At 56.7% G+C, this 20,312-nt stretch carries 22 protein-coding genes; 17 read left to right on the plus strand and 5 right to left on the minus strand.

All coding sequences use genetic code 11. The annotated features are described in order from the left end of the window. Nucleotides 1-183: 183 nt before the first annotated feature. Nucleotides 184-573, plus strand: a complete 390-nt coding sequence (locus tag KOE80_RS01225; protein WP_226348161.1) for a type II toxin-antitoxin system RelE/ParE family toxin — start codon at nt 184-186, stop codon at nt 571-573. After that, nucleotides 551-868 (plus strand): helix-turn-helix domain-containing protein, encoded by a 318-nt coding sequence (locus KOE80_RS01230; RefSeq protein WP_042483033.1) that lies wholly within the window; start codon nt 551-553, stop codon nt 866-868. The genes KOE80_RS01225 and KOE80_RS01230 overlap by 23 nt, the downstream gene beginning before the upstream one ends. 36 nt (nt 869-904) lie before the next feature. On the opposite strand, the gene KOE80_RS01235 is transcribed toward KOE80_RS01230, so the two are convergent. Next, entirely contained in the window at nt 905-1,702 is a 798-nt protein-coding gene (locus KOE80_RS01235; protein WP_042483036.1) for an AraC family transcriptional regulator, read from the minus strand. Nucleotides 1,703-1,798: 96 nt separating this feature from the next. Here KOE80_RS01235 and KOE80_RS01240 point away from each other — a divergent pair, with 96 nt between their 5' ends. The 4 genes from KOE80_RS01240 (at nt 1,799) to KOE80_RS01255 (ending at nt 6,398) form a co-directional block, all read left to right on the plus strand. After that, nucleotides 1,799-2,569: a crotonase/enoyl-CoA hydratase family protein gene (locus tag KOE80_RS01240; protein WP_042483039.1), complete on the plus strand. Its 771-nt coding sequence runs from the start codon at nt 1,799-1,801 to the stop codon at nt 2,567-2,569. Between the two features lie 101 nt (nt 2,570-2,670). Continuing rightward, complete coding sequence (asnB, locus tag KOE80_RS01245) at nt 2,671-4,578, plus strand: asparagine synthase (glutamine-hydrolyzing) (RefSeq protein ID WP_226348162.1); 1,908 nt, start codon at nt 2,671-2,673, stop codon at nt 4,576-4,578. Nucleotides 4,579-4,629: 51 nt separating this feature from the next. Beyond that, nucleotides 4,630-5,514, plus strand: a complete 885-nt coding sequence (locus KOE80_RS01250) for an EamA family transporter (RefSeq protein WP_226348163.1) — start codon at nt 4,630-4,632, stop codon at nt 5,512-5,514. Nucleotides 5,515-5,621: 107 nt separating this feature from the next. Beyond that, complete coding sequence (locus KOE80_RS01255) at nt 5,622-6,398, plus strand: aminoglycoside adenylyltransferase domain-containing protein (protein ID WP_226348164.1); 777 nt, start codon at nt 5,622-5,624, stop codon at nt 6,396-6,398. 88 nt (nt 6,399-6,486) lie between these two features. Here KOE80_RS01255 and KOE80_RS01260 read toward each other — a convergent pair whose 3' ends face one another. After that, entirely contained in the window at nt 6,487-8,100 is a 1,614-nt protein-coding gene (locus KOE80_RS01260) for an ABC-F family ATP-binding cassette domain-containing protein (protein ID WP_226348165.1), read from the minus strand. A gap of 491 nt (nt 8,101-8,591) precedes the next feature. Between KOE80_RS01260 and KOE80_RS01265 the strand changes: the two genes are divergently transcribed. Further along, the gene (locus KOE80_RS01265; RefSeq protein WP_226348166.1) at nt 8,592-9,233 is read left to right on the plus strand and encodes a DsbA family protein; all 642 of its coding nucleotides are present in this window, start codon (nt 8,592-8,594) and stop codon (nt 9,231-9,233) included. An 85-nt stretch (nt 9,234-9,318) separates the two neighbouring features. Here the strand turns inward: KOE80_RS01265 and KOE80_RS01270 are convergent, their stop codons facing one another. Together KOE80_RS01270 and KOE80_RS01275 are read right to left on the minus strand one after the other, a co-directional pair. Then, complete coding sequence (locus tag KOE80_RS01270; protein ID WP_226348167.1) at nt 9,319-11,118, minus strand: autotransporter outer membrane beta-barrel domain-containing protein; 1,800 nt, start codon at nt 11,116-11,118, stop codon at nt 9,319-9,321. Nucleotides 11,119-11,380: 262 nt separating this feature from the next. After that, nucleotides 11,381-12,031, minus strand: coding sequence for a carbonic anhydrase (locus KOE80_RS01275; protein ID WP_042483063.1), 651 nt, complete (start codon nt 12,029-12,031; stop codon nt 11,381-11,383). Between the two features lie 108 nt (nt 12,032-12,139). Between KOE80_RS01275 and cynR the strand changes: the two genes are divergently transcribed. Beyond that, nucleotides 12,140-13,027 carry a transcriptional regulator CynR gene (gene cynR, locus KOE80_RS01280; RefSeq protein ID WP_035271228.1) on the plus strand — a complete coding sequence of 296 codons (888 nt, stop codon included), beginning with the start codon at nt 12,140-12,142 and terminating at the stop codon, nt 13,025-13,027. 45 nt (nt 13,028-13,072) lie between these two features. Here cynR and KOE80_RS01285 read toward each other — a convergent pair whose 3' ends face one another. Next, complete coding sequence (locus KOE80_RS01285) at nt 13,073-13,609, minus strand: ureidoglycolate lyase (protein WP_035271227.1); 537 nt, start codon at nt 13,607-13,609, stop codon at nt 13,073-13,075. Between the two features lie 222 nt (nt 13,610-13,831). Between KOE80_RS01285 and ccmA the strand changes: the two genes are divergently transcribed. Genes ccmA through ccmI form a run of 9 tightly spaced genes read left to right on the plus strand, consistent with a single transcriptional unit; the run spans nt 13,832 to nt 20,311 of the window. Further along, on the plus strand, nt 13,832-14,452 hold the full coding sequence (gene ccmA, locus KOE80_RS01290; protein WP_226348168.1) for a cytochrome c biogenesis heme-transporting ATPase CcmA: 621 nt from the start codon (nt 13,832-13,834) through the stop codon (nt 14,450-14,452). Then, a complete protein-coding gene (gene ccmB, locus KOE80_RS01295; RefSeq protein WP_226348169.1) occupies nt 14,446-15,114 on the plus strand; it encodes a heme exporter protein CcmB in 669 nt (222 codons plus the stop codon). Before ccmA ends, ccmB begins: the two co-directional genes overlap by 7 nt. A 5-nt stretch (nt 15,115-15,119) precedes the next feature. After that, nucleotides 15,120-15,851: a heme ABC transporter permease CcmC gene (ccmC, locus tag KOE80_RS01300; protein WP_009462363.1), complete on the plus strand. Its 732-nt coding sequence runs from the start codon at nt 15,120-15,122 to the stop codon at nt 15,849-15,851. Beyond that, the gene (ccmD, locus tag KOE80_RS01305) at nt 15,851-16,036 is read left to right on the plus strand and encodes a heme exporter protein CcmD (protein ID WP_080655600.1); all 186 of its coding nucleotides are present in this window, start codon (nt 15,851-15,853) and stop codon (nt 16,034-16,036) included. Before ccmC ends, ccmD begins: the two co-directional genes overlap by 1 nt. Continuing rightward, nucleotides 16,029-16,478, plus strand: coding sequence for a cytochrome c maturation protein CcmE (gene ccmE / locus KOE80_RS01310; RefSeq protein ID WP_022983242.1), 450 nt, complete (start codon nt 16,029-16,031; stop codon nt 16,476-16,478). The genes ccmD and ccmE overlap by 8 nt, the downstream gene beginning before the upstream one ends. Beyond that, on the plus strand, nt 16,475-18,442 hold the full coding sequence (locus tag KOE80_RS01315) for a heme lyase CcmF/NrfE family subunit (RefSeq protein WP_088451144.1): 1,968 nt from the start codon (nt 16,475-16,477) through the stop codon (nt 18,440-18,442). The genes ccmE and KOE80_RS01315 overlap by 4 nt, the downstream gene beginning before the upstream one ends. Further along, a complete protein-coding gene (locus tag KOE80_RS01320) occupies nt 18,439-18,969 on the plus strand; it encodes a DsbE family thiol:disulfide interchange protein (RefSeq protein ID WP_009462261.1) in 531 nt (176 codons plus the stop codon). The genes KOE80_RS01315 and KOE80_RS01320 overlap by 4 nt, the downstream gene beginning before the upstream one ends. Beyond that, nucleotides 18,966-19,439 carry a cytochrome c-type biogenesis protein CcmH gene (locus KOE80_RS01325; RefSeq protein WP_035271223.1) on the plus strand — a complete coding sequence of 158 codons (474 nt, stop codon included), beginning with the start codon at nt 18,966-18,968 and terminating at the stop codon, nt 19,437-19,439. Before KOE80_RS01320 ends, KOE80_RS01325 begins: the two co-directional genes overlap by 4 nt. Further along, nucleotides 19,436-20,311, plus strand: coding sequence for a c-type cytochrome biogenesis protein CcmI (gene ccmI / locus KOE80_RS20415; RefSeq protein WP_022983240.1), 876 nt, complete (start codon nt 19,436-19,438; stop codon nt 20,309-20,311). Before KOE80_RS01325 ends, ccmI begins: the two co-directional genes overlap by 4 nt. The last annotated feature ends 1 nt before the right edge of the window (nt 20,312 follow it).

The raw sequence follows: 20,312 nt of genomic DNA on the forward strand, positions 1-20,312 counted from the left end.
TCGATTTCCCCGCGAAACCTAGTGTTCACAAGCCTTTGCTGACCGATCAACGTTTAAACGTGTGATCAACGTCTAAGCTTCTTGCAAGTGTTGTAGATGTGGCAGGTGCCTGATATCAGGCTTCTGCCATTTTTCTGCTATTATCTATAACACTTAGTGTTATAAATTACGCTTGAGGCTGTGGTGAGGGTTTTCAAAAATGCATGGTTCGAGCGGTTCGCCCGCAAACAGGGCATTGCGGATCTGGCGCTTTTGGATGCGATAACACGAGCCGAGCGTGGACTTGTCGATGCAGATCTAGGCGGGGGCTTGGTCAAGCAGCGTGTGGCCCGTAGTGGTCAGGGCAAGGCGGGTGGGTTTCGGACCATTATTTTCTACCGTACAAACGAGCGTGCTTTCTTTGTATATGGCTTTGCTAAAAGTGATCGCGCCAATATTGATGCGGATGAAGAAGCGGCGTTTAAGAAGGCTGCCGCTTATGTATTGGGTTTGTCGGAAGCCCATTTGGCCCAGCTGATCAGCATGGGGCAATTTACGGAGGTACATGATAATGACAAAAAAATATCGAAGTGAAGCTTACGCCGCAATCCATGAAACGATGCAGGCCTTGCAAGAAGTTGGCGCTATCGACAAACAGACCATGCGTGAGTTTGATGAGTCTTGTTTAACGCCAGTCCTGCCTATGCCGCCTGAGCGTATCCGTGCTTTGCGTGAACGTGAGCATCTTTCGCAGCCTGTGTTTGCACTCTATTTGAATGTCAGTAAAAACCTGGTTTCCGACTGGGAGCGGGGAGTCAAAAAACCGGGTGGCCCTGCTTTGCGCCTGTTGACGGTGGTCGAGAAGAAAGGCATTCAAGCAATCGCCTGATCATCTTCCCGCTGCTGGCTCACGCAATACATCAGCTCAATAAACCGGTGTTTCCCTGCTCGTCGCCAGATACTGACTGGGCGGCTGCCCCAAAGCACGACGAAAAATAGTAGAAAACGCGCTCGGGCTGCTAAAGCCTAGATCCGAGGCCACTCGGGTTATCGGCTCCCCATTCCCCAAACGAGTAATTGACACCAGCAGGCACATTTGCTGTCGCCAGGCTAGGTAGGTCATGCCCATATGCTCCTTGAAGCGGCGGGTAAAGGTGCGACGGCTTAGCATGGCCCAGGCGGCCATTTCGTCGGTGGAGATATTCTGGGTCGGATTATCCAGAAAGCGCTGGCATGCGGCTCCTAATCTGCCGTCAGAGGGCAGAGGAGCACTCAAGCCCAGTCTGGGCATCAGCCGGATTTCTTCCACCAGCAAACCAATGACGTGATGAGTACGCCCGCAATCCGGTCGTTCGGCAGGCAGTTCCATGGCCGCGCTGAACAGGTGCCGTAGTAAGGGCGAGACACCGAACACTTGGCAATCATCTGGCAATTGTGCCTGCTCGATGGCTTGCGGTGTCAGATAGGTATTCACCATGGTCACATCGCCGCGCATGTGCATTTCATGCGCCACGCCCGGTGGCACCCACAGCGCCCGTTTGCTGGGCACCACCCAATTGCCTTTTTCCGTGAACATAGACAGGACCCCCGACGCAGCATAAGCCAGTTGCCCGCATTGGTGCACGTGGTTGGGAAAAATCGATCCTGATGTGAAGGCGCGCAGGCTGACTTCCACATCCCAGTTCGAGTTTTCCAGAGGGTAGTCATTTAAAGAAATACTCATGGCCCAATTTTGCCAAAAACTGACCCGCTTTTAAAGGTGGGAATTTGGTAGTCCCCATAAGATCAGCAAACATTCATTACTTGGGGATAAGAGGGAATGGAAGATTTTGAGTATTTAACGGTGCAGCGGGAAGGCGCGGTGCTGCTAGTGGGCTTGAACCGGCCAGAAAAGCGCAACGCCATGTCCTTGGCTGTGATGCATGAATTGCGCCGAGTTTTTTCCACCATAGGCAGCGATATCGGGGCCGCCGTGCTCTACAGCACCAGCCAGCATTTTTGTGCGGGGCTGGATCTGGGCGAAGTGCGTAATCAGTCGGTGATTGATTGCGTGCACTTCTTTCGCGAATGGCACGAGACCTTCGAGCTGATTCAGTACGGCAAGGCGCCCGTGGTAGCCGCGATGTCGGGTGCCGCCATTGGTGGCGGTCTGGAAATTGCCACGGCCTGCCATATCCGCGTGGTCGATGAAACCGCATTTTTCTCTTTGCCTGAAGGCATGCGTGGTCTTTACGTCGGCGTGGGTGGCTCCGTGCGCCTGCCGCGTCTGGCAGGTTTGAGCTTGATGACGGACATGATGTTGACGGGGCGTAGCGTCTATGCCGAAGAAAGCATTGCCAAAGGTATTGCTCAATACCTGACCCCCGCTGGCGAGGCCTTGAGCAAGGCCAAGGAGCTGGCCAGGACGATTGCCTCCAATCTGCCCATGACGAACTACGCCATTACTCATGTACTGCCGCGTATCACCGATCAAAGCCAGCAGGACGGTTTGCTGACCGAGGCCTTGATTGCCGCCGTTGTTCAGTCCGATCCGGCAACCAGCGCCAGGCTGGCTGACTTTCTGGACAAGAAAAAGAACAAAGTGAGCTGAGCCCGGCATCGACAAGAAGTAGAAGTTTCTCAACTAAATCGCCAATTAAGCCATCGCTGTGACTTGGCGTCAAAAACAAATGAGCAGTAAGGGAGAGCTGTATGTGTGGTTATGTCGGGGTGTTCTCTGCGGTCCCTACGGACTTGCCCAGAAATATGTTTGATCAGGCTTTGCGTGAAATCCATCATCGCGGGCCAGATAGTTCCAGCACCTGGTTTGATCCCATGGGGCAAGTGGGTTTTGGTTATGTACGACTGGGTTTGGTGGGCCTGGGCAATGGCACCCAGCCTATCGTCGCGGACGAGGGCGACTTGGTCTTAATGGTGAACGGCGAGTTTTATGACTACAAGCGCATTCGCAAAGAGCTGGAAGATAGCGGCTGCCGCTTCAAGACGTCTTCAGACAGCGAAATTGCGCTGCATTTGTATCGGCGTCATGGTGTGCGCGCTCTTAAAGAGCTGCGCGGCGAGTTTTCGATTCTTTTGTATGACCGCGCACGTCGTCAACTGATCGCGATTCGGGACCGGATTGGTGTCAAACCCTTGTACTACGCCGAGCACAATGGCCGCTGGTACTTTGGGTCCGAGATCAAGGCCTTGTTGGCAGCCGGCGTTCCTGCCCAGTGGGATGAGGACTCGTATGCGAATCGCTACTTCATTTTGCGCGATCGCACGGTGTTTCAGAAAATCCGCAGTGTGCGACCAGGCTCCTGGCTGATTGTGGATCAAAGCGGAGTCCAGACCGAGAGCTATTGGGATTGGAGTTTCCCGGACGCTGCCAAGGCCATGGAAGCCCGCTCCGAGCAAGAGCAGATTGAAGGTTTGCGCGCGGTGATCGAGGAGTCCGTCAAGCTGCGGCTGCATGCGGATGTACCCATCGGGGTGTGTCTGAGTGGCGGCCTGGATTCATCGGCCATGCTGGGCATGTGCACTCAATTGCAAGGTCAGCGGTTGCAGGCGTTTCACCTTTCCTTCGAAGGTGAAGAGGGCTATGACGAGCGTCACTTTGCCGAGATTGCCGCCCAGCACAATCAGGCGCATATGAATGTGCTTAGCGTCAGCTCCAACGACCTTGCAGACAATTATGAACATGCGCTCTGGCATGCCGAAGTGCCGTTCACCAATGCACACAGCGTAGGCAAGTACTTGCTGTGCAAGTTCGTGCAAAACAATGGCATGCGGGCCGTGATTACGGGCGAGGGCGCTGACGAGGTCTTCGCCGGTTATCCCTACAGTCGCCGGGACATGGTCTTGTACGACAACCAGGGGCAGGATCAGGCCGTGGTCTCCGAGCTCTTGCAGCAGATTGGGGCTGGTTCCAGCCGTTATCTGGAAAGCCAGGAGGTGGGTACTGCCTGGGTAAACCGCGAGTTGGGACACAAGGTGTCCTGGCTGGACGGACAGGCTGGGATTTTTGATCCTTTGGCCAGTCTGTACAGCACCGGCTTTATGGATAGGAATGCTTATCGCGATCCCTACGGTCAGTTCTACAACCGCCTTCAACCGCACTCCTTTGCGGCTTGGTCGCCCGTGAATCGTGCCTTGTATATGGTCGCCAAATCCAGTCTGCCCAATGTGGTGCTGACTTCGCTAGGTGACCGTATGGAGATGGCAGGTAGCCTGGAAGGACGCCCGCCCCTGCTGGATCACCGAGTCGTGGAATATGCGTGCAGCCTGTCTGTGCCCATGAAGGTGCGCGGCAAGACCGAGAAGTACGCCTTGCGTGAAGCAATGCGGCCTTATTTGCCTGCTGAAATCTACGAGCGCAAAAAGCAGTACTTCCGTGCACCGCCGGCCAGCCTGGCGCCTCAGTCCCGACTACATCAATTTGTCAGCGACACCTTGCATAGCGATCTCCTGAATCGCGTGCCTTTCTTTGATGCGGGTCGAGTCAGAAATTTCCTGAAGAAAATCCCCACGCTTTCTAGTGAGCAGTGCTTGTCTGCTGATCACTTGTTGATGGAAATCGCGGGGCTTTGCCTGATGCAGAAGCGGTTTTCAATCAACTAGTGGAGCAGGCCGGGGAAATTGAACCCCCGGCCTTGTCTGGAGCTGTCGGACATGCAAAAAAAACACCTGATTCTTGCGATTTTGGTCACTCTGGTTTGGGGAGTGAATTTCCCGATCACCAAGCTGGGGCTGCTATCCATGGAGCCTTTTCTGCTGACGGGGATACGTTTTACCTTGGCGGCCTTGCCGCTTGTGTTCTTTATCCCCAAGCCGAACATTCCATTCCGCTATGTCGTGATTTATGGCTTTATCTTTGGCCTGGGCATGTGGGGGATTATCAACTATGGCATTCAGGTGGGTGTCCATCCGGGCGTGGCCTCGCTGCTGATTCAGCTGAGCGCCTTCTTTACCATGGGCTGGGGCGCCTTAATGTTCAAGGAGCGCTTGCGAGCCACGCAGTTGTTGGGAGCCTTGATCGCATTTGTAGGGCTGGTGGGGATCATCTTGTCGCAAGGCGGTGGGGATGCCACCTTCGGGCTGGTGCTGGTCGTGCTGAGCGCCGTGCCCTGGAGTATCGGGAATGTGATCATCAAGCTGTCTGGCGTGAAGGAGATTTTCTCGTTCATGGTGTGGGCCAGCTTGTTTCCGCCTATCCCTCTGTTTATCGTCTCGTACTGGTTGCATGGGAGTGAGCCTTTCACCACTTTGCCAGAGGCGATCAACCTGATGTCGATCATGTCGATTCTTTTTCAGGTCTATCTGGCGACACACTTTTCTTACTGGGGCTGGAATTCCTTGCTTAAGCTGTATCCGGTTTCCACGGTGGCACCTTTGTCGTTGTTGATTCCGGTGTTCGGCCTAGGTAGCTCCATGCTGATATTGGGCGAGCAGGTCAGCTTTGTGGAGGCCCTGTCTATCAGTGCCATTATTGCGGGTCTGGCTTTTGGGCTTTATAAAGGGCCGGTGCGTCCGGTTTCCTATCCAGCGACGCGTTAGGCGTTTTGGCGCTTCGGGACTGGCAGGGCTGCATTGAGGAAAGCGGCCCTGCCAGTCCTTATGCTTGTTTTGTGTCGCTAATACTGCTTTTGAAGAGACCTTGTTGAATGCTGGATCCTGAAAATCCAAACGGCCAATTGCAAGCTGCCTTGGCGCTTGTACAAGAAATCCTGAATCTTGATTTGCAAGCTCTCTATCTGCACGGCTCGGCTGTGGCAGGAGGACTGCGACCACAAAGTGATCTGGATATATTGGCGGTCGTTGATGCTCCTTTGTCAGATGAACAGCGTCAGGATCTGATTGCGGCTTTATTGTCTATTTCAGCTCCTCATCCCGCTACGCCCGGTGGTCCGCGTTGCATCGAGCTGGTGGTGTGTTGTCTGGCTGATCTTCAATGCAATGAGCATCCGGCCAAGGTGGAGTTTATCTACGGCGAATGGCTGCGTGATGCCTTCAGGGAGGGCTACTTGTCCGACGCCGCTGCTGACCCGGAATACACCTTGCTCTTGGCCCAGGCTCGTCAGCAGGCGCAGTTGTTATGGGGGAGAGACGTGCTGGCCGATGTGCCTGCCACGCCGATTGAGCATATACGCCAGGCGATGCGGGATGGTGTAGAGCCCTTGTATGAAGGGCTGCGCGGAGACGAGCGTAATGTCCTGCTGACTTTGGCCCGCATGTGGCGCACAGGTGTTCACGGGGACTTTGTGACTAAAGAGCAGGCAGCAGAGTGGGCGATTCCCAGGCTGCCTGCGGAGCTGGCCAAGACCTTGGAATATGCGCGTCTGGCGTATGTCGGTGAGGTGTTTGATCGCTGGGACACAAGGGGCGAGGAAGCAGAGTGTTTGGCGCAGGCACTACTTGGGAACATTAAGCAGGCTTTGTAAAAGTGCGCCCTGAATTTGGCCCTCGGACCCACCGCTATCAGTGGTTGCCGTTCAGATAGCGGGGGAGCGTCACTTATGTTTTGCGCCGCTACCAAGGTAGCAATCTCCAGCCTTCTTCACTAAATTCCAGCCGTTCCGTCAGCCCAAGATTGTTCATGAAAGCATCGTCATGCGACACCACCATCAGCGTGCCCTGGTAGCTGCTCAACATGGTTTCCAGGGCCAAGGTGGAAGGCAGATCCAAATGGTTGCTGGGTTCATCCAAAAGCAGCAGTTGTGGCGGAGGATCAGCGTACAGCACGCAGGCCAGGGCGGCTTTCAGGCGTTCGCCACCGCTCAAGGCAGCGCTGGGGCCGGTAACTTTTTGGGCGTCCAGGCCCAGTTGAGCCAGACGCATGCGCAAGTCGCCCTCGCTGCTTTTGCGGTTGACGGCCTGTATCTGTTCCAGCACGGTTTGCTGTGGATCCAGATCGGCCAAGCCCTGATCCAGGTAAACATGTTGTGGCACTACTTTGCAGTGACCAGCAAGGGGTTCCAGTTGACCTGCAATGACCTTGAGCAGCGTGGATTTGCCGCAGCCGTTCGGACCTATGACTCCTACTCGTTGCTGGCCGCTTAACAGCAGTGTGACCGGGGCTTGGTTGGCCGGAATATAGGGGAGCTTCACCTCATCCAGTTCCATAACGCGCTGGCGGGTCAGCGGCATCAAGGGCAGGGCATGCAGATTGATGGCGCTGTCCTGTTCGATCAACTCGGCCGCTTCCTGTACGCGTTGTGCCAACTGCTTTTGGGCCGTCACGTGTTGCTGACGCAGTTTGCCGGTGGTGGCTTCACTGCGGCCCTTTTGCCTGTCCAGCAGGATTTTGGCCTGATTGGCCTGCTTGCCCTGTTGATTGCCGCGTGCCTGTCTACGCTCTTGCCGTTGGCGTTGCTCTTGCATGGTGCTTTCCGCGCGCTGACGTTCCAGCTTGCGGTGCTCCAGCTGGTCCATGGCACTTTGTTGTTCCAGGGCTTTCTGCTCGGCGTAGTGGCTGTAATTGCCGCCATAGCTACGCAGCCCCAGGGATGACAGCTCCACAATACGCTCCATTGTGTCCAGCAGTTGGCGGTCATGGCTGATGACCAGCAGGCCGTGGGGCCAGTGTCGTAATTGTTCGATCAGGGCAAGTCGGTTGTCGCGATCCAGGTGGTTGCTGGGTTCATCCAGAATCAGGAAATCGGCCTGAGACAGCAAGGCATTGATTAGCGACACCCGCATGGCCTGGCCGCCGCTTAATGTTTCGGCAGGCGTCTCGGCAGTCAGATGACCCAGACCATTGCGCTCCAGCGCTTCCTGCAATTGCTGTCGAATATCCCAACGGTCTTCGATCAGAGTGAAGTCTTCTAAGGCGCTACTGCCGGATTCAATCCGGGCAAGGGCGTCCAGTGCCGGTCCTACGCCCGCCAGATCGGCGACGCGCAAGCCGCTGACAGAAGCCACTTGCTGCGCCAGATAATGCACTTTTCCCGAGCGCAGGCAACGGCCGCTGCTAGGCTGAATTTCTCCGGCCAGGATTTGAGCCAGAATGGTTTTGCCCACACCGTTGCGTCCGACAAGGCCAGTGCGCCGCGAGTCGAAGGTTTCGTTCAATTGGGAAAACAGGGTCTTGCCCTGCGGCAAGGTATAGGACACGCCTTCCAGCGTCAGATAAGGATTCGTCATACGTGATGCTTCCATTAATGCCAAGAACTCCCCCTGAGTCTTAGTGGGGGCGGGTGGAGACTGGCCGTCAAAGAGACGGCGGCATTAGTGGCGCATTGGGCGAATACCTCACGGGAAATGAATCGAAGCCACACTATAAAAGCATTGTGCCGGGAAGGTAAAGCCGGTCGGGCTCTCAAGGGGGCGGTGAAAGTCGTGTCATTCCAACACAGGAGCCGGTTTGGGTTCAGAAGCTTAGGTTTGTCTCACGGTTTGGAGGTCTCGTCTTACGGGTTTCAGCGCAGTGAGGTCTGCACTGCTGCAGGCCGCTTGAAATACCGAGCCGCGAGAGACGGTCACCTGGCAGGAAATGAAGTTTATTTCCTGACGTTTATTCAATAAAGTGGAGTCCTCGGCTTTTCATCCTCTGTATCGCTTCATGTCTGGAGGATAGAGCCAGGACTGCCTGTTCTCTCCCATTCCGGGAAGCCGCACCATTTTGAAGGAATGTCATGAACACATTCAATTTACCCGCTCGTTCGATTGTGTATGTGCAGGATGTGTATTGCGGTTGGTGCTGGGGTTTTGCCGAACGCATGGTCGAGTTCGAGGCGGCCAACAAGCATCGCATTCCTTTTACCGCTGTCTCGGGTGGCTTGTTCGTGGGTGACCGGGCTGCGCCCATGTCCCGCTACCCTTATATTTCCGAATCCAACGAGCGCATCGCGCAAATGACGGGGGCGACGTTTGGGGCTGCTTATAAGGCCTTGGCAGAGGAGGGCTCGACTGTCATGGATTCACTGGATGCGGCCACGGCCTTGGCGGTGCTGCGAGCGCAAGATCCGGAGCAGGCCATTCATTGGGTGCACGAGTTGCAACAGGCTTTCTACTTGAACGGACGCAGCTTGTCGGATCAGGACGTCTGCCTGGGGATTGCCGCTGCCAATGGCCTGGATGTAGAGACGGTTCGACGCCATTTGACTGACGGTTCAGGCCGGGAACAAGCCTTGGCTGATTTTGCCCTGGCTCGGGCTTTAGGCGCGCAATCCTATCCGACCTTGCTGTATGTGGATGGTCGAAAAGTGACCAAGCTACCCGCGGTTGGTACTCCTTTGGAAACGCTGAATCAGACCCTGGATTCCTTGTTGGGCTGATCAGCAGATCGGTACGTAAAGCAGATTGAAATTGCGGCATCCGGGCCAGGCCAGGATGCCGCATTGGTTTTTACTGCAAGCAGGCTTAGAAGCGGTAAGCCGTATTCAGATGCACGGCCGTTTGTGCGTTGGTGCCTTTGCCTACTTGGGCGCTGATACCGGCCCCCAGCGTCCAGTTATTGCTTAACTGGCCCACGGTTCCCAATTCCAGCAGACCTGTGTCACGCACTCGCTTTTGGTCGGTAGGCAGATAAAACTGGCGATTGTTGTAGACGCCATCCTGCAGGTGCGCGCCCAGTTGCTTTGCTGGTTTCTTGAACTCGTGCAGCCACTCTGCAGAGGCATACACAGCCCACTGATTGCTGAGCGCCATATTGATTTGATAGCCCAGGCCACTTTGTACAGAGGTTTGGTCCTGGGCGTCGAAGCCCATGGAGGTGGACAGACCCTGCCCGTCCTCGGACAGGGATTTGATCTTGGCTTTCTGCAGACTCAAGCTCAACAGCGGACCATGGGTGACAGTACCGACCTGCCAGTCGTAGCCTGTACTTATCTTGCCACCGTATTGGCTGCCACCCGCTTTGGCCTGGTGCTCGCGTGTGGCGGCACCAAGACGCAGGTGGCGGCGGGTTTTATTGTCCAGATCGCTGTAGAAAAGCTGGGCGTTGAACCATAGATTACTGGCTTGCCAACGTCCGTACAGGCCGGCTGACTGACGTTTTTGGCTGTAACTGCCGTTGTTGGCGGTTCTGCCATCCAGGTCCTCGTAGGACAGGTAAGCACCTGCCGTCCAGTCGTTCATGCGCTTGTCCACACCGAGCTTCCATCCCGCCTGGGTGCCGTCCAGACGCGCGTTCGAGCTGCTGCCATTGCGGCTGATGGCTTCCCCCTGGAACCAGACGGACAAACCTGGGTTCCCGGACGAGCTGATAGTGTGCAGGCGACGATCAATATGCTGCATTTGCATCTGCCCGGCGGTATTGGCGGAGGAGGCCAGTACGGCTACCTGACTGGGAGCGCTCAGGACAGCATGGGCATAGTCAGCAATCGCGCTATGGCCACCTGAGCTGGGGTGTACGCCGTCGGCAAACAGATAGTGTTGATCTGCTCCGGCTGCGACCAGATCGGCGGGGGTGCACAGGCGGGAGGAAACACTGCCGCAGGCGGCAGTATTGACGTTGCTAAAGCCATAGGCTTGGGGATCTGCGGCCACTTCATGCAAGAGCGCCGAGACATTCAAAGGAATGATGTTGGCTGAGCTTGTTGCCAGTTGCTGGGTGAAGGCCTGGTTGTAGCTGTCACTGAGCAAGGTGGCGATGCCTGCGCTGATCGGTGAGCCGGAGAACTCCGGAGTCATGCCCAGGTCAGGGATGTTGGGGACCAGAATATAGCGCGCGCCTGCCTGCGATAGCGCGTTGACAAGGGCAGCTTGATTGCCGACGGAATCAGCCACGATCTGAGACATATTGAACGGATCTTTTACGGCGGCAAACAAGTCATTCGCGCCACCCCAAACGGTGTACAGGGCCTGTTCGTCCAAACGCCCGTTGCTCATGGCCAGCAGTTGGTTGGTCTGGGTTGTCATGGCGGGCAAAGGTGGATTGGTGGGGCCGGGAGGGCTGCTGGGGTCCAGCAGCTCATCGACGGCCACGCGAGCACCACCGACAGCATAGTTGCTGCCGCCCTGGCTGCTAGGTGAGGCGTCGGTTCCCAGCTTTTGAGCCAGTATCTGGGACCAGACCTGGCCAGGATTGGTGGTAAAGCGCGAGCCGAACTGTCCACTGTCAGTCAGGCTGTCGCCGATGAAGTAGGTATTGGAGAACGCTTGGGCCTGTGTCCCGGCATGCAGGGTCATCAAGGCCAAGGCAAGACATGTTTTTTTCATTGCGCAGTCATTAAAAAGGCGTTCCCCAAGCAGCACCTTTTGAACAGCCCTTTGCTTTTTGTGTCTTGGGGTTCAAAGTAAACCGGCATCTCGGATGGAACAGGTGGATGAAAAGATCATCGGATCACGACCATCATAGTCAGGAGGCGTTTATTCCTGACACAGACAGGCACAGGATTGTGCGGTCAGGATAAACGCGGGCAATGGACAATAAAAAAACGCCATGCTGTTGCATGGCGTTCTGGTTCAATCTTGATTGGGCTTAGCCGCGGACCAAGGGGGCGACGCAGACATTGGGGTTGTCGGCCAGGGGCACAAACTTCATGCTGCCACCGTCATAGGCGTCGATGGTGCCAGACTCAATGTCGTAGACCCAACCATGCAGCGTCAAGCGGCCTTCGGACATGGCCAGGCGCACGGAAGGGTGGGTCTGGATATTGGCCAGTTGGGCAACCACGTTTTCCCGCACCATGGAAGCAATGCGATCTTGCTCGCTGGCGTGCGTGCGGGCTTCATTGACCAGACGTGCCGAGTCGGCATAACGCAGCCAGTGCTCCACAGCAGGCATGTGATCCAGGCACTGACAGGAGGCAATGGCGGTCATGGCGCCACAGTCGGAGTGGCCGCAGATCACGACATCGGATACACGCAGGGCGGACACGGCGTATTCCACGGAGGCGGTCACCCCACCGGGTTCTGGACCGTAGGAGGGGACGATGTTGCCAGCGTTACGAATCACGAACAGATCGCCGGGTTCACGTTGTGTCACCAGCTCTGGGACCAGACGGCTATCGGAACAAGAGATAAACAAAGCGCGGGGGTTTTGTTGTGTGGCCAGATTTTTGAAGAGCTTGGCGCGCTTGGGATAGGCTTCCCGTTGGAATTTCAGGAAACCGTCGATAATGTCTTTCATCCTTGTCCTTGTAGTTCGGCTTGGATAGAAGATTAACCCTTCAGGGTCATAAGGTAAAATACCGATTTCTGATGCTTTGCATTGGGTTTGCTTATAGAAGGGTCCCTTATGCTTTTGCGCCATCTTAATTATTTTCTGGCGGTTGCCCAGTATCAAAGCTTTACCCGCGCCGCACGCGCCTTGCACGTGTCTCAACCGGCCTTGTCTCAGCAGGTACGCCAGCTGGAAGAACATCTGGGCGCACAACTGTTTGATCGCACCGGACGTCTTGTGCGTTTGACGGATGCGGGCGAGGTCTACTTGCGCTATGCCCGGCAAGCCTTGCAGGATCTGGAAGAAGGGCGGCGGGCCTTGCATGACGTCAGTGATTTGAGTCGAGGCTCCTTGCGAGTGGCTGTGGCGCCTACCTTTACGTCTTACTTGATTGGCCCTTTGGTGGAGGCCTTTTACCGCCGCTATCCCAATGTGCGCCTGGTGGTGCAGGAAATGCTGCAGGAGCGCGTGGAAACGCAATTGGTCGAAGACGAGCTGGATATTGGTATCGCTTTTGAAAAGCCGACTTCGGCTGCCGTGGAGTTTCAGCCTTTACTGGTGGAGACGCTGGCGTTGGTGATGAGCCGCACGCACCCCTTGGCCGAGCGCCGCAGCATCGATAGGGACACGCTGATGCGTGAGTCTTTGGTTTTGCTGACGCCCGAGTTTGCCACGCGTGGGCAGATCGAACGCCATTGTCGTCAGCATGATTTGGATTTGAACGTATCAATGGAGTCGAATTCGCTCAATGCCGTGATCGAGGTGGTTCGGCGCACGGGTCTGGCGACTTTGTTGCCTGCCGCGATTGCCGGCAATAGCGAGTATTTGGTGGCTGTGAGTCTGGACCCGGCCCCGCCGCAACGGCGGGCCATTTTGATGCAGCGCAAGGGCGCCTATCAATCTGCTGCAATGCGCGCCTTTATTGAGCTGGCGCTGAAATACGGCGCGGCATCGACGTTTTGATGCGAGTGTCGGGCAGAGCGATGGTCCCCCTCTGCTGCGGGCACCTTATAGCGTCACCACCACACTTTGTTCCAGAGGGCGCAGCTCGCTTTCCGTGGCGGGTTTGCCCTCGTTCAAATGGGCGACCAGATCTACCGTGGTAGAGATGCGCGTCAACATCAGACAGGCCACTTCACCCCCAGCAACCCGACTGCTGTGCCAGCAACCGGGTCGCATGCACACACCTTGACCTTGAGGGATACGGAAGGCTTTCAAGGTGGACAGATCCGGGCCGCCTTCGGCTTTGCTTTCGGCCACGATATGGACTACTTCGCCAGTCAGCGGGATCAGTGCCTGTTGCGTCAGCAGGTGGTTTTCCAGGGTCGTGATGTTGGGGTCTTGAATGCGGTAATTCACCCATAGCACTTCGGTCTGACCGCTTGGACCTGTGTCAAACGCATGTTCGTGCCAGAAGTCAGTGGCGGCATTGCTGAAGGCGGCCGTCGCTGGCGCCGTGGCCAGACCTTTACCCAACATCCAGCCATAAGGAGCAAAAGCCTCGGGGCTGAGGGGCTGGGGAGTCAGGGTGATTGGGGTGCTCATGGTTTATTGCTCAAAGAAAGTACTAAGGCAGCATCTTATCAAGAATGCAGCCTTGAACCCGGATTGGCCTAGATCAATAAGCTTGAGTTTCTCGTGGGTATTGTGGAACTAAGTAAAACATCCCCTGTCTTGAAGAGGGCTCGTCTTTACTTAGCGAGCTAAGCAAGCCGCCTTTTTTCAGGGGCGGCTTCGCTCTGTTTGCTTTCTTGACAAGGGGTTGCTGTGCTTCAAGCTGTTTCGCTGACCTGTAGACGGGGCCAGCGTCGTGTGTTCTCCGAGCTGAGCCTAAGGCTTGAAGCTGGCCAATGTTGTTTGGTCAGTGGGCCCAATGGCAGCGGCAAAACCAGCTTGTTGCGTATCCTGGCCAATATCGCCCAGGCCGACGAAGGCCAACTGATCTGGCACGACCGTCCCGTGCAAAGCAACGATAGCGATTACCGACGGCAGCTGGTGTATGGCGGACATGCGCCTGGACTCAATAGCAGTTTGTCGGTGCAAGAAAATCTGGACAGCCTGCTCATGCAGGATCGCGTTCCCCTAGAGCAGGACGCTTGCGACCAAGCGTTGTTGGCTGGCGGTTTGCTGGCTTACCGTCGTGTGCCTGTACGGCAACTGTCAGCCGGACAACGTCGCCGCGTGTTTCTGGTGCGCCTGTCCCTGAGCAATCGCCCCTTGTGGATTCTGGACGAGCAGCTGACTGCGCTGGACAGCGCCGGTCAGAAGTTTCTGGGCGAGTTGATTGCGCAGCATCTGCATAAGCAGGGCGCTGTCATTCTAACTAGCCACCAGACCTTGCCCTGGGATTTGAAGGTGCAGCACCTGGATTTGGGGCAGGCATGTTGAGTCTCTTTTTAGCCTTGATGAAGCGCGAGTGGCGCCTGGTGATGCGTCGCCCCGGCGATGTCCTGATTCCACTGGTTTTCTTTTTGGTGGTGTGCAGCCTGTTTCCCTTGGGTGTGGGGGCGGATGCGGCCTTGCTGTCCAAGATGGCGCCTGGCGTGCTGTGGGTGTCGGCCTTGCTGGCCACCATGCTGTCGCTAAGCCGCCTGTTTGAACAGGACGAGCAGGATGGTGCACTGGAGCAGGTTCTGTTTTCTGACCTGCCGCTTAGCCTTTGGGTTTTGGGCAAGGTGCTGGCGCATACCTTTTTGACAGGCCTGCCCTTGCTTTTGCTGGCTCCGATTCTGGGGCTGCAATTCAGTCTGCCTACGTCCAGCCTGGGCGTGCTGATGCTGTCCCTGGCGCTGGGCCTGCCCGTTCTGACTTTGTTGGGGGCGATTGGCGCGGCTTTGGTGTTGGGCCTGCGCTCGGCAGGGGTTTTGCTGGCTTTATTGATTTTGCCCTTTTACGTGCCCGTGCTGGTTTTCGGGGCGGGGGCGGTGCAAGCGGTTCAGGCCGGATTGGGTGCGCAAGCGCATCTGTCCGTTCTGGCCGCTTTTTTACTGTTGGCTTTGTTCTTTGCGCCACCTGCTACGGCAGCGGCGTTGCGCCTTGCTCTTGAGTAAATTCCATGAACTTTCTGTATCGCTACGCCGCTCCTCAAAACTTCTATGTTCTGGCCGGACGCATTATCCCGTGGGCTGCCATCCTGGCCTTTCTGCTGTTTCTGGTCGGCGCTTATGTAGGCTTCTTTTTGGCCCCTACCGACTTCCAGCAAGGCGAAGGCTATCGCATCATTTTCCTGCATGTGCCCGTGTCCTGGATGTCCATGCTGATCTATCTGGCCATGGGCTTCTGGTCCTTGATCTGCCTGGTTTTCAATAGTCGTACCGCCGCCATGATGGCAGCCGCGCTGGCCCCGACCGGGGCGATCTGTACGGTCTTGTCCCTGGTCACCGGAGCCCTGTGGGGTAAGCCTATGTGGGGCGCCTGGTGGGTCTGGGATGCCCGTCTGACTTCCGAATTGTTGCTGCTGTTCCTGTACATGGGTTTCATGGGCTTGCGTGGTGCCATCGACGACCCGCGCCGCGCAGACAAAGCCGCTTCCATCCTGGCCTTGGTCGGGGTGGTGAATGTGCCCGTTATCTATTTCTCGGTGCAGTGGTGGAACACCTTGCATCAGGGGGCTTCGGTATCGCTGACCAGCTCGCCATCCATGGCCACCGTCATGCTGACAGGCATGTTGCTGATGAGTCTGGCCATGTGGTGCTACAGCATTGCTATCGCACTGTACCGGGTGCGCAATTTGATTCTTGAACGTGAGGCGCATACCGCCTGGGTTCGCAACTTGACGGAGGGCTGATGATGCATTGGTCGAGTGTGGGTGATTTTTTCGCTATGGGCGGCTATGCCGTGTATGTGTGGGGCTCGGTGCTGGCCTGTACCGTGTTGATGCTGGGTGAAGTGCTCAGCGTCCGGGCAGGGCGGGCACGGGCCTGGCAGCGGGTACGTGACGAGCGCGCCCTGGGGGACCAGCGCCATGACTAAGCGACAAAATCGTCTGGTCCTGATTCTGGGCGCATTGATCGTGCTGGGGGCGGCAACCGCCCTGATCCTCAATGCCTTCCAAAGCAGCCTGGTGTTCTTTTTTACCCCTACTGAAGTCAGCCAGGGGCAAAGCCCTGAAAACCGGACCTTCCGGGTGGGTGGCATTGTGCAGATGGACAGCATTCGCCGTGGTGGCGCCCAAGGCATGGCCGTGAACTTTGTGGTGACAGACGGCGCGGCCCAGGTGCCTGTCAGCTACACGGGAATTTTGCCGGACCTGTTTCAAGAGGGGAAAGGCGTGGTGGCCCAAGGTCGCTTGAACGAGCAGGGCCATTTTGTGGCGGAAGAAGTGCTGGCCAAGCACGATGAAAACTACATGCCGCCCGAGGCCATGCATGCCATGGAGCAGGCCGAGCGCGCGAAACAAGGAGCCCAGCCATGATCCCGGAGCTTGGACACTTTGCCCTGATTCTGACTTTTGTACTGGCGCTGGCCCAAGGCATTGTGTCCTTGTATGGTGCCTGGCGTGGCAATTTGGCCTGGATGGCGTTTGCACGTCCCGCAGCCCGCTGGCAATTCGGTTTGGTGGCCTTCAGTTTGCTGTGTCTGGCCTGGTCCTTTGTGAGCTTTGATTTCTCTGTTGCCTACGTGGCGCAGAACTCCAGCACCAAACTGCCTTTGTTCTACCGCATTGCTGCAGTGTGGGGCGGGCATGAGGGCTCGCTGCTGCTCTGGATGTTCATGCAAACGGGTTGGGCCTTTGCTGTCAGCATTTATTCGCGTTCCTTGCCGGAAGCCATGCTGGCCCGTGTGCTGGGCGTCTTGGGTCTGATTACCGCCGGTTTTCTGCTGTTTGTGTTGATTAGCTCCAACCCCTTTGAGCGCATGTTCCCGGTTCCGGCTGAAGGCCTGGATCTGAATACGCTCTTGCAGGATATTGGCCTGATTGTTCACCCTCCCTTGCTGTATATGGGCTATGTGGGCTTTTCGGTGGCCTTTGCTTTTGCGATTGCCGCTTTGCTGGCAGGCCGTCTGGACGCCAGTTGGGCACGTTGGTCGCGTCCCTGGACAACCTCGGCCTGGCTTTTTCTGACCTTGGGTATTGCCGTAGGTAGCTGGTGGGCCTATTACGAGCTGGGTTGGGGCGGCTGGTGGTTCTGGGACCCGGTAGAGAACTCCTCGTTTGTGCCGTGGTTGGCGGGTACCGCCCTGATTCACTCGTTGGCGGTCACGGAGAAACGTGGCAGCTTCAAGAACTGGACCGTGTTGCTGGCAATCAGCACCTTCTCGCTGTCCATTTTGGGCGCTTTCCTGGTGCGCTCCGGCGTGCTGACCTCAGTACACGCGTTTGCTACAGATCCGGCCCGAGGTGTGTTCATTCTGAGTCTGTTCGCCGTCATTGTGGGCAGCTCCCTGATCCTGTTTGCCTGGCGCGCACCGCGTGTCGGAGCAGGTGGGCAGTTTGCCGTGGTGTCGCGTGAGTCCTTGCTGCTGGTCAACAACGTTTTGCTGGTAGTGGTGACGGGCACGGTGCTGTTGGGCACCTTGTATCCCCTGATTATGGATACGCTGGGCCTGGGCAAAATCTCCGTGGGGCCACCTTATTTCAACAAGGTGTTTGTGCCTTTGATGATCCCGGCTCTGGTTCTGATCGTGTTTGGCGTCATGGCAAATTGGAAGCGTGCCAGCATGATGGATATGGTGCGCCAACTGGCCCTGGTGATCGTGTTCAGTATCGTGCTGGGTGCAGCCATTCCTTTGCTGTACGGCCAGTGGCAGGGCACTGCCGCCTTGGGCGCGGGTCTGGCCATGTGGATTGTTTTGGGCAGCTTGTTTGATGTGGTCAAGCGTGTGCGCGCCACGCGTTCCGGCGTGTTCTCGCAACCGCGCAGTTGGCTGGGGCAGCACCTGGCCCATATCGGGGTCGCTGTCTTTGTCCTGGGGGTGACCATGGTCAGCCACTACGAGACAGAAACCGATGTCTTGTTGCAGCCCGGTCAGACGGCGCAGGTGGGTGCGTATGACGCGCGCTTCCAGGGCGTGCGTATTGTGCCCGGCCCGAACTATTCGGCCGAACGCGGCACGGTAGAACTGCTGCAGGATGGCAAGGTGGTGTCCACCTTGTATCCGGAAAAGCGCACCTATCTGTCCTCGGCCTTGCCCATGACGGAATCGGCCATCAACGCCAATGGTTTGCGTCATATTTACGTGGCGCTTGGCGACAACTTTGATCAGGGCGGTTGGAGTGTTCGTCTGTACTACAAGCCTCTGGTGGACTTTATCTGGCTGGGTTGTTTGCTGATGGCCTTGGGCGGTGCGCTGGCAATCAGTGATCGACGTTATCGCGCCAAGCAAACCCGTGCCGCTGTGCAAAACAAAGCCATGAATACGCAGGTGCAGGCATGAACCGTTTTACTGTTCCCTTGATCGGTTTTGTACTGTTGCTGGTATTTCTGGGCATAGGTTTGACCTTGAAGCCCAGCGAAGTGCCTTCGCCCTTGGTCGATAAACCGGCTCCGGCGTTCAGCCTGCCTCAATTGCACAATCCCGAAGCCAGTTTTTCGGGGGAGCAAATGAAGGGACGCGTCTGGTTGCTGAACGTGTGGGCCTCGTGGTGCTACCCGTGCCTGACCGAACATGCTTTCATCAAAGAGTTGTCCACCAAGCACAAGGTGCCGATTGTGGGCTTGAACTACAAGGACGTACCTGAAGAAAGCCGCGAGTGGCTGCTACGCAATGGCAATTCTTATGAAGTCTCTGTCATGGACAGGGACGGTCGTGTGGGCATTGATTTCGGCGTATACGGTGTGCCGGAAACCTTTGTGATCGACAAGCAGGGCATTGTGCGCTTCAAGCACATAGGCCCCGTGTCGCGTGAATCCATGGAGGAAACCTTGTTGCCTTTGATCCGTCGTTTGGAGCAGCAGCCATGATGATGCGTCAATGGATGGCGGCCTTGATGGCCAGTGTGTGGTTTCTGGTGCCGGCGGCGCAGGCCCAGTCGGGGGAGCAGGGTGCCCAGGAATCGGTGATGCTGGAAATTGCGGCCGAGCTGCGTTGTCTGGTGTGCCAGAACGAATCCATTGCGGCATCGCGTGCCGAGCTGGCGGTGGACTTGCGTCAGCAGATCATGGAGCAGTTGGGGCAGGGGCGCAGCCCCGATCAGATCCGCACGTATATGGTGGATCGCTATGGCGACTTCATTTTGTATCGCCCGCCCTTTAAATCCACCACCTTGCTGCTCTGGTTCGGGCCAGCTCTGTTATTGCTGACTGGCTTTCTGGTTTATGCCTTTACCCTGCGCCGTCGACGCCGCGCGGGTGATGACACGGCCTTGACCGAGGAACAACGTCGTCAAGCCGATGCTCTCTTGCAGGGCTCTTCTCGGGATGAACAATCGTGACTATTGTTTTTTATATTGTGGCCGCGCTACTGGTGCTGCTGTGCGCGGTGTATTTGATGTTGAGCGTCAAGCGCAAGCCCGCCGTGCAGCGTGTGGTTGAACACAAGCAGGCCAATCTGGCGATTCTGCGTGAGCAGCTCAAGGAAATCGAACGGGACAAGCAGGCCGGTGTCTTGTCTGCTCAGGACTTTGAACAGGCGCAGATGGATTTGCGCCAGCGTGTGCTGGAAGAAAACGAAGGGCTGAAAACGGAATCTGTGCAGCAAGCAGGCGCACCGAAGCTGGCCTGGACCTTGATGGTCAGCATTCCGGTCGCGGCTATCGCCTTGTACTTTTATCTGGGAAATCCGGCCATGCTCGATCCTGCCGCCGTGCAGCAGCAGGCCAACGCACAGCCCGTGGATATTGAGGCCATGGTGGCCCGTCTGGAGCAGCGTCTGAAAGAAAACCCGGACGATCCGGGCGCCTGGTTGATGATGGCCCGTTCGCATCGCTATTACGGCCGCCATCAGGAGGCGACACAGGCGTATGCCAAGGCCATGGCCGTGGTGGATGGAGACCCGACGGCATTGGCTGAGTATGCGGAATCCATGCTGCTGGCCGGTGTCGATACCTTGGACGGTTTGCCGGGTCGTTTGGTCAAGCGATCACTGGAGCTGTATCCCGAAGAGCCATTGGGCTTGATGCTGGCCGGCGCTGCCGCTTTGCATAAAGAGGAATATCCGGCGGCGATCGACTACTGGCAGCGTTTGCTGGCGCAGTTTCCACCTGATTCGGAAACTGCCAAGGTCGTGAACCAGGGCTTGCAACTGGCGCGCGAACGTATGCGTATGCCGGCCGCCCCTGCAGCGGAACCTGCCACGGCCCCTTGAT

The sequence above is a fragment of the Alcaligenes sp. 13f genome, assembly GCF_020496585.1.
In the GTDB taxonomy this organism is placed as follows: domain Bacteria; phylum Pseudomonadota; class Gammaproteobacteria; order Burkholderiales; family Burkholderiaceae_B; genus Alcaligenes; species Alcaligenes phenolicus.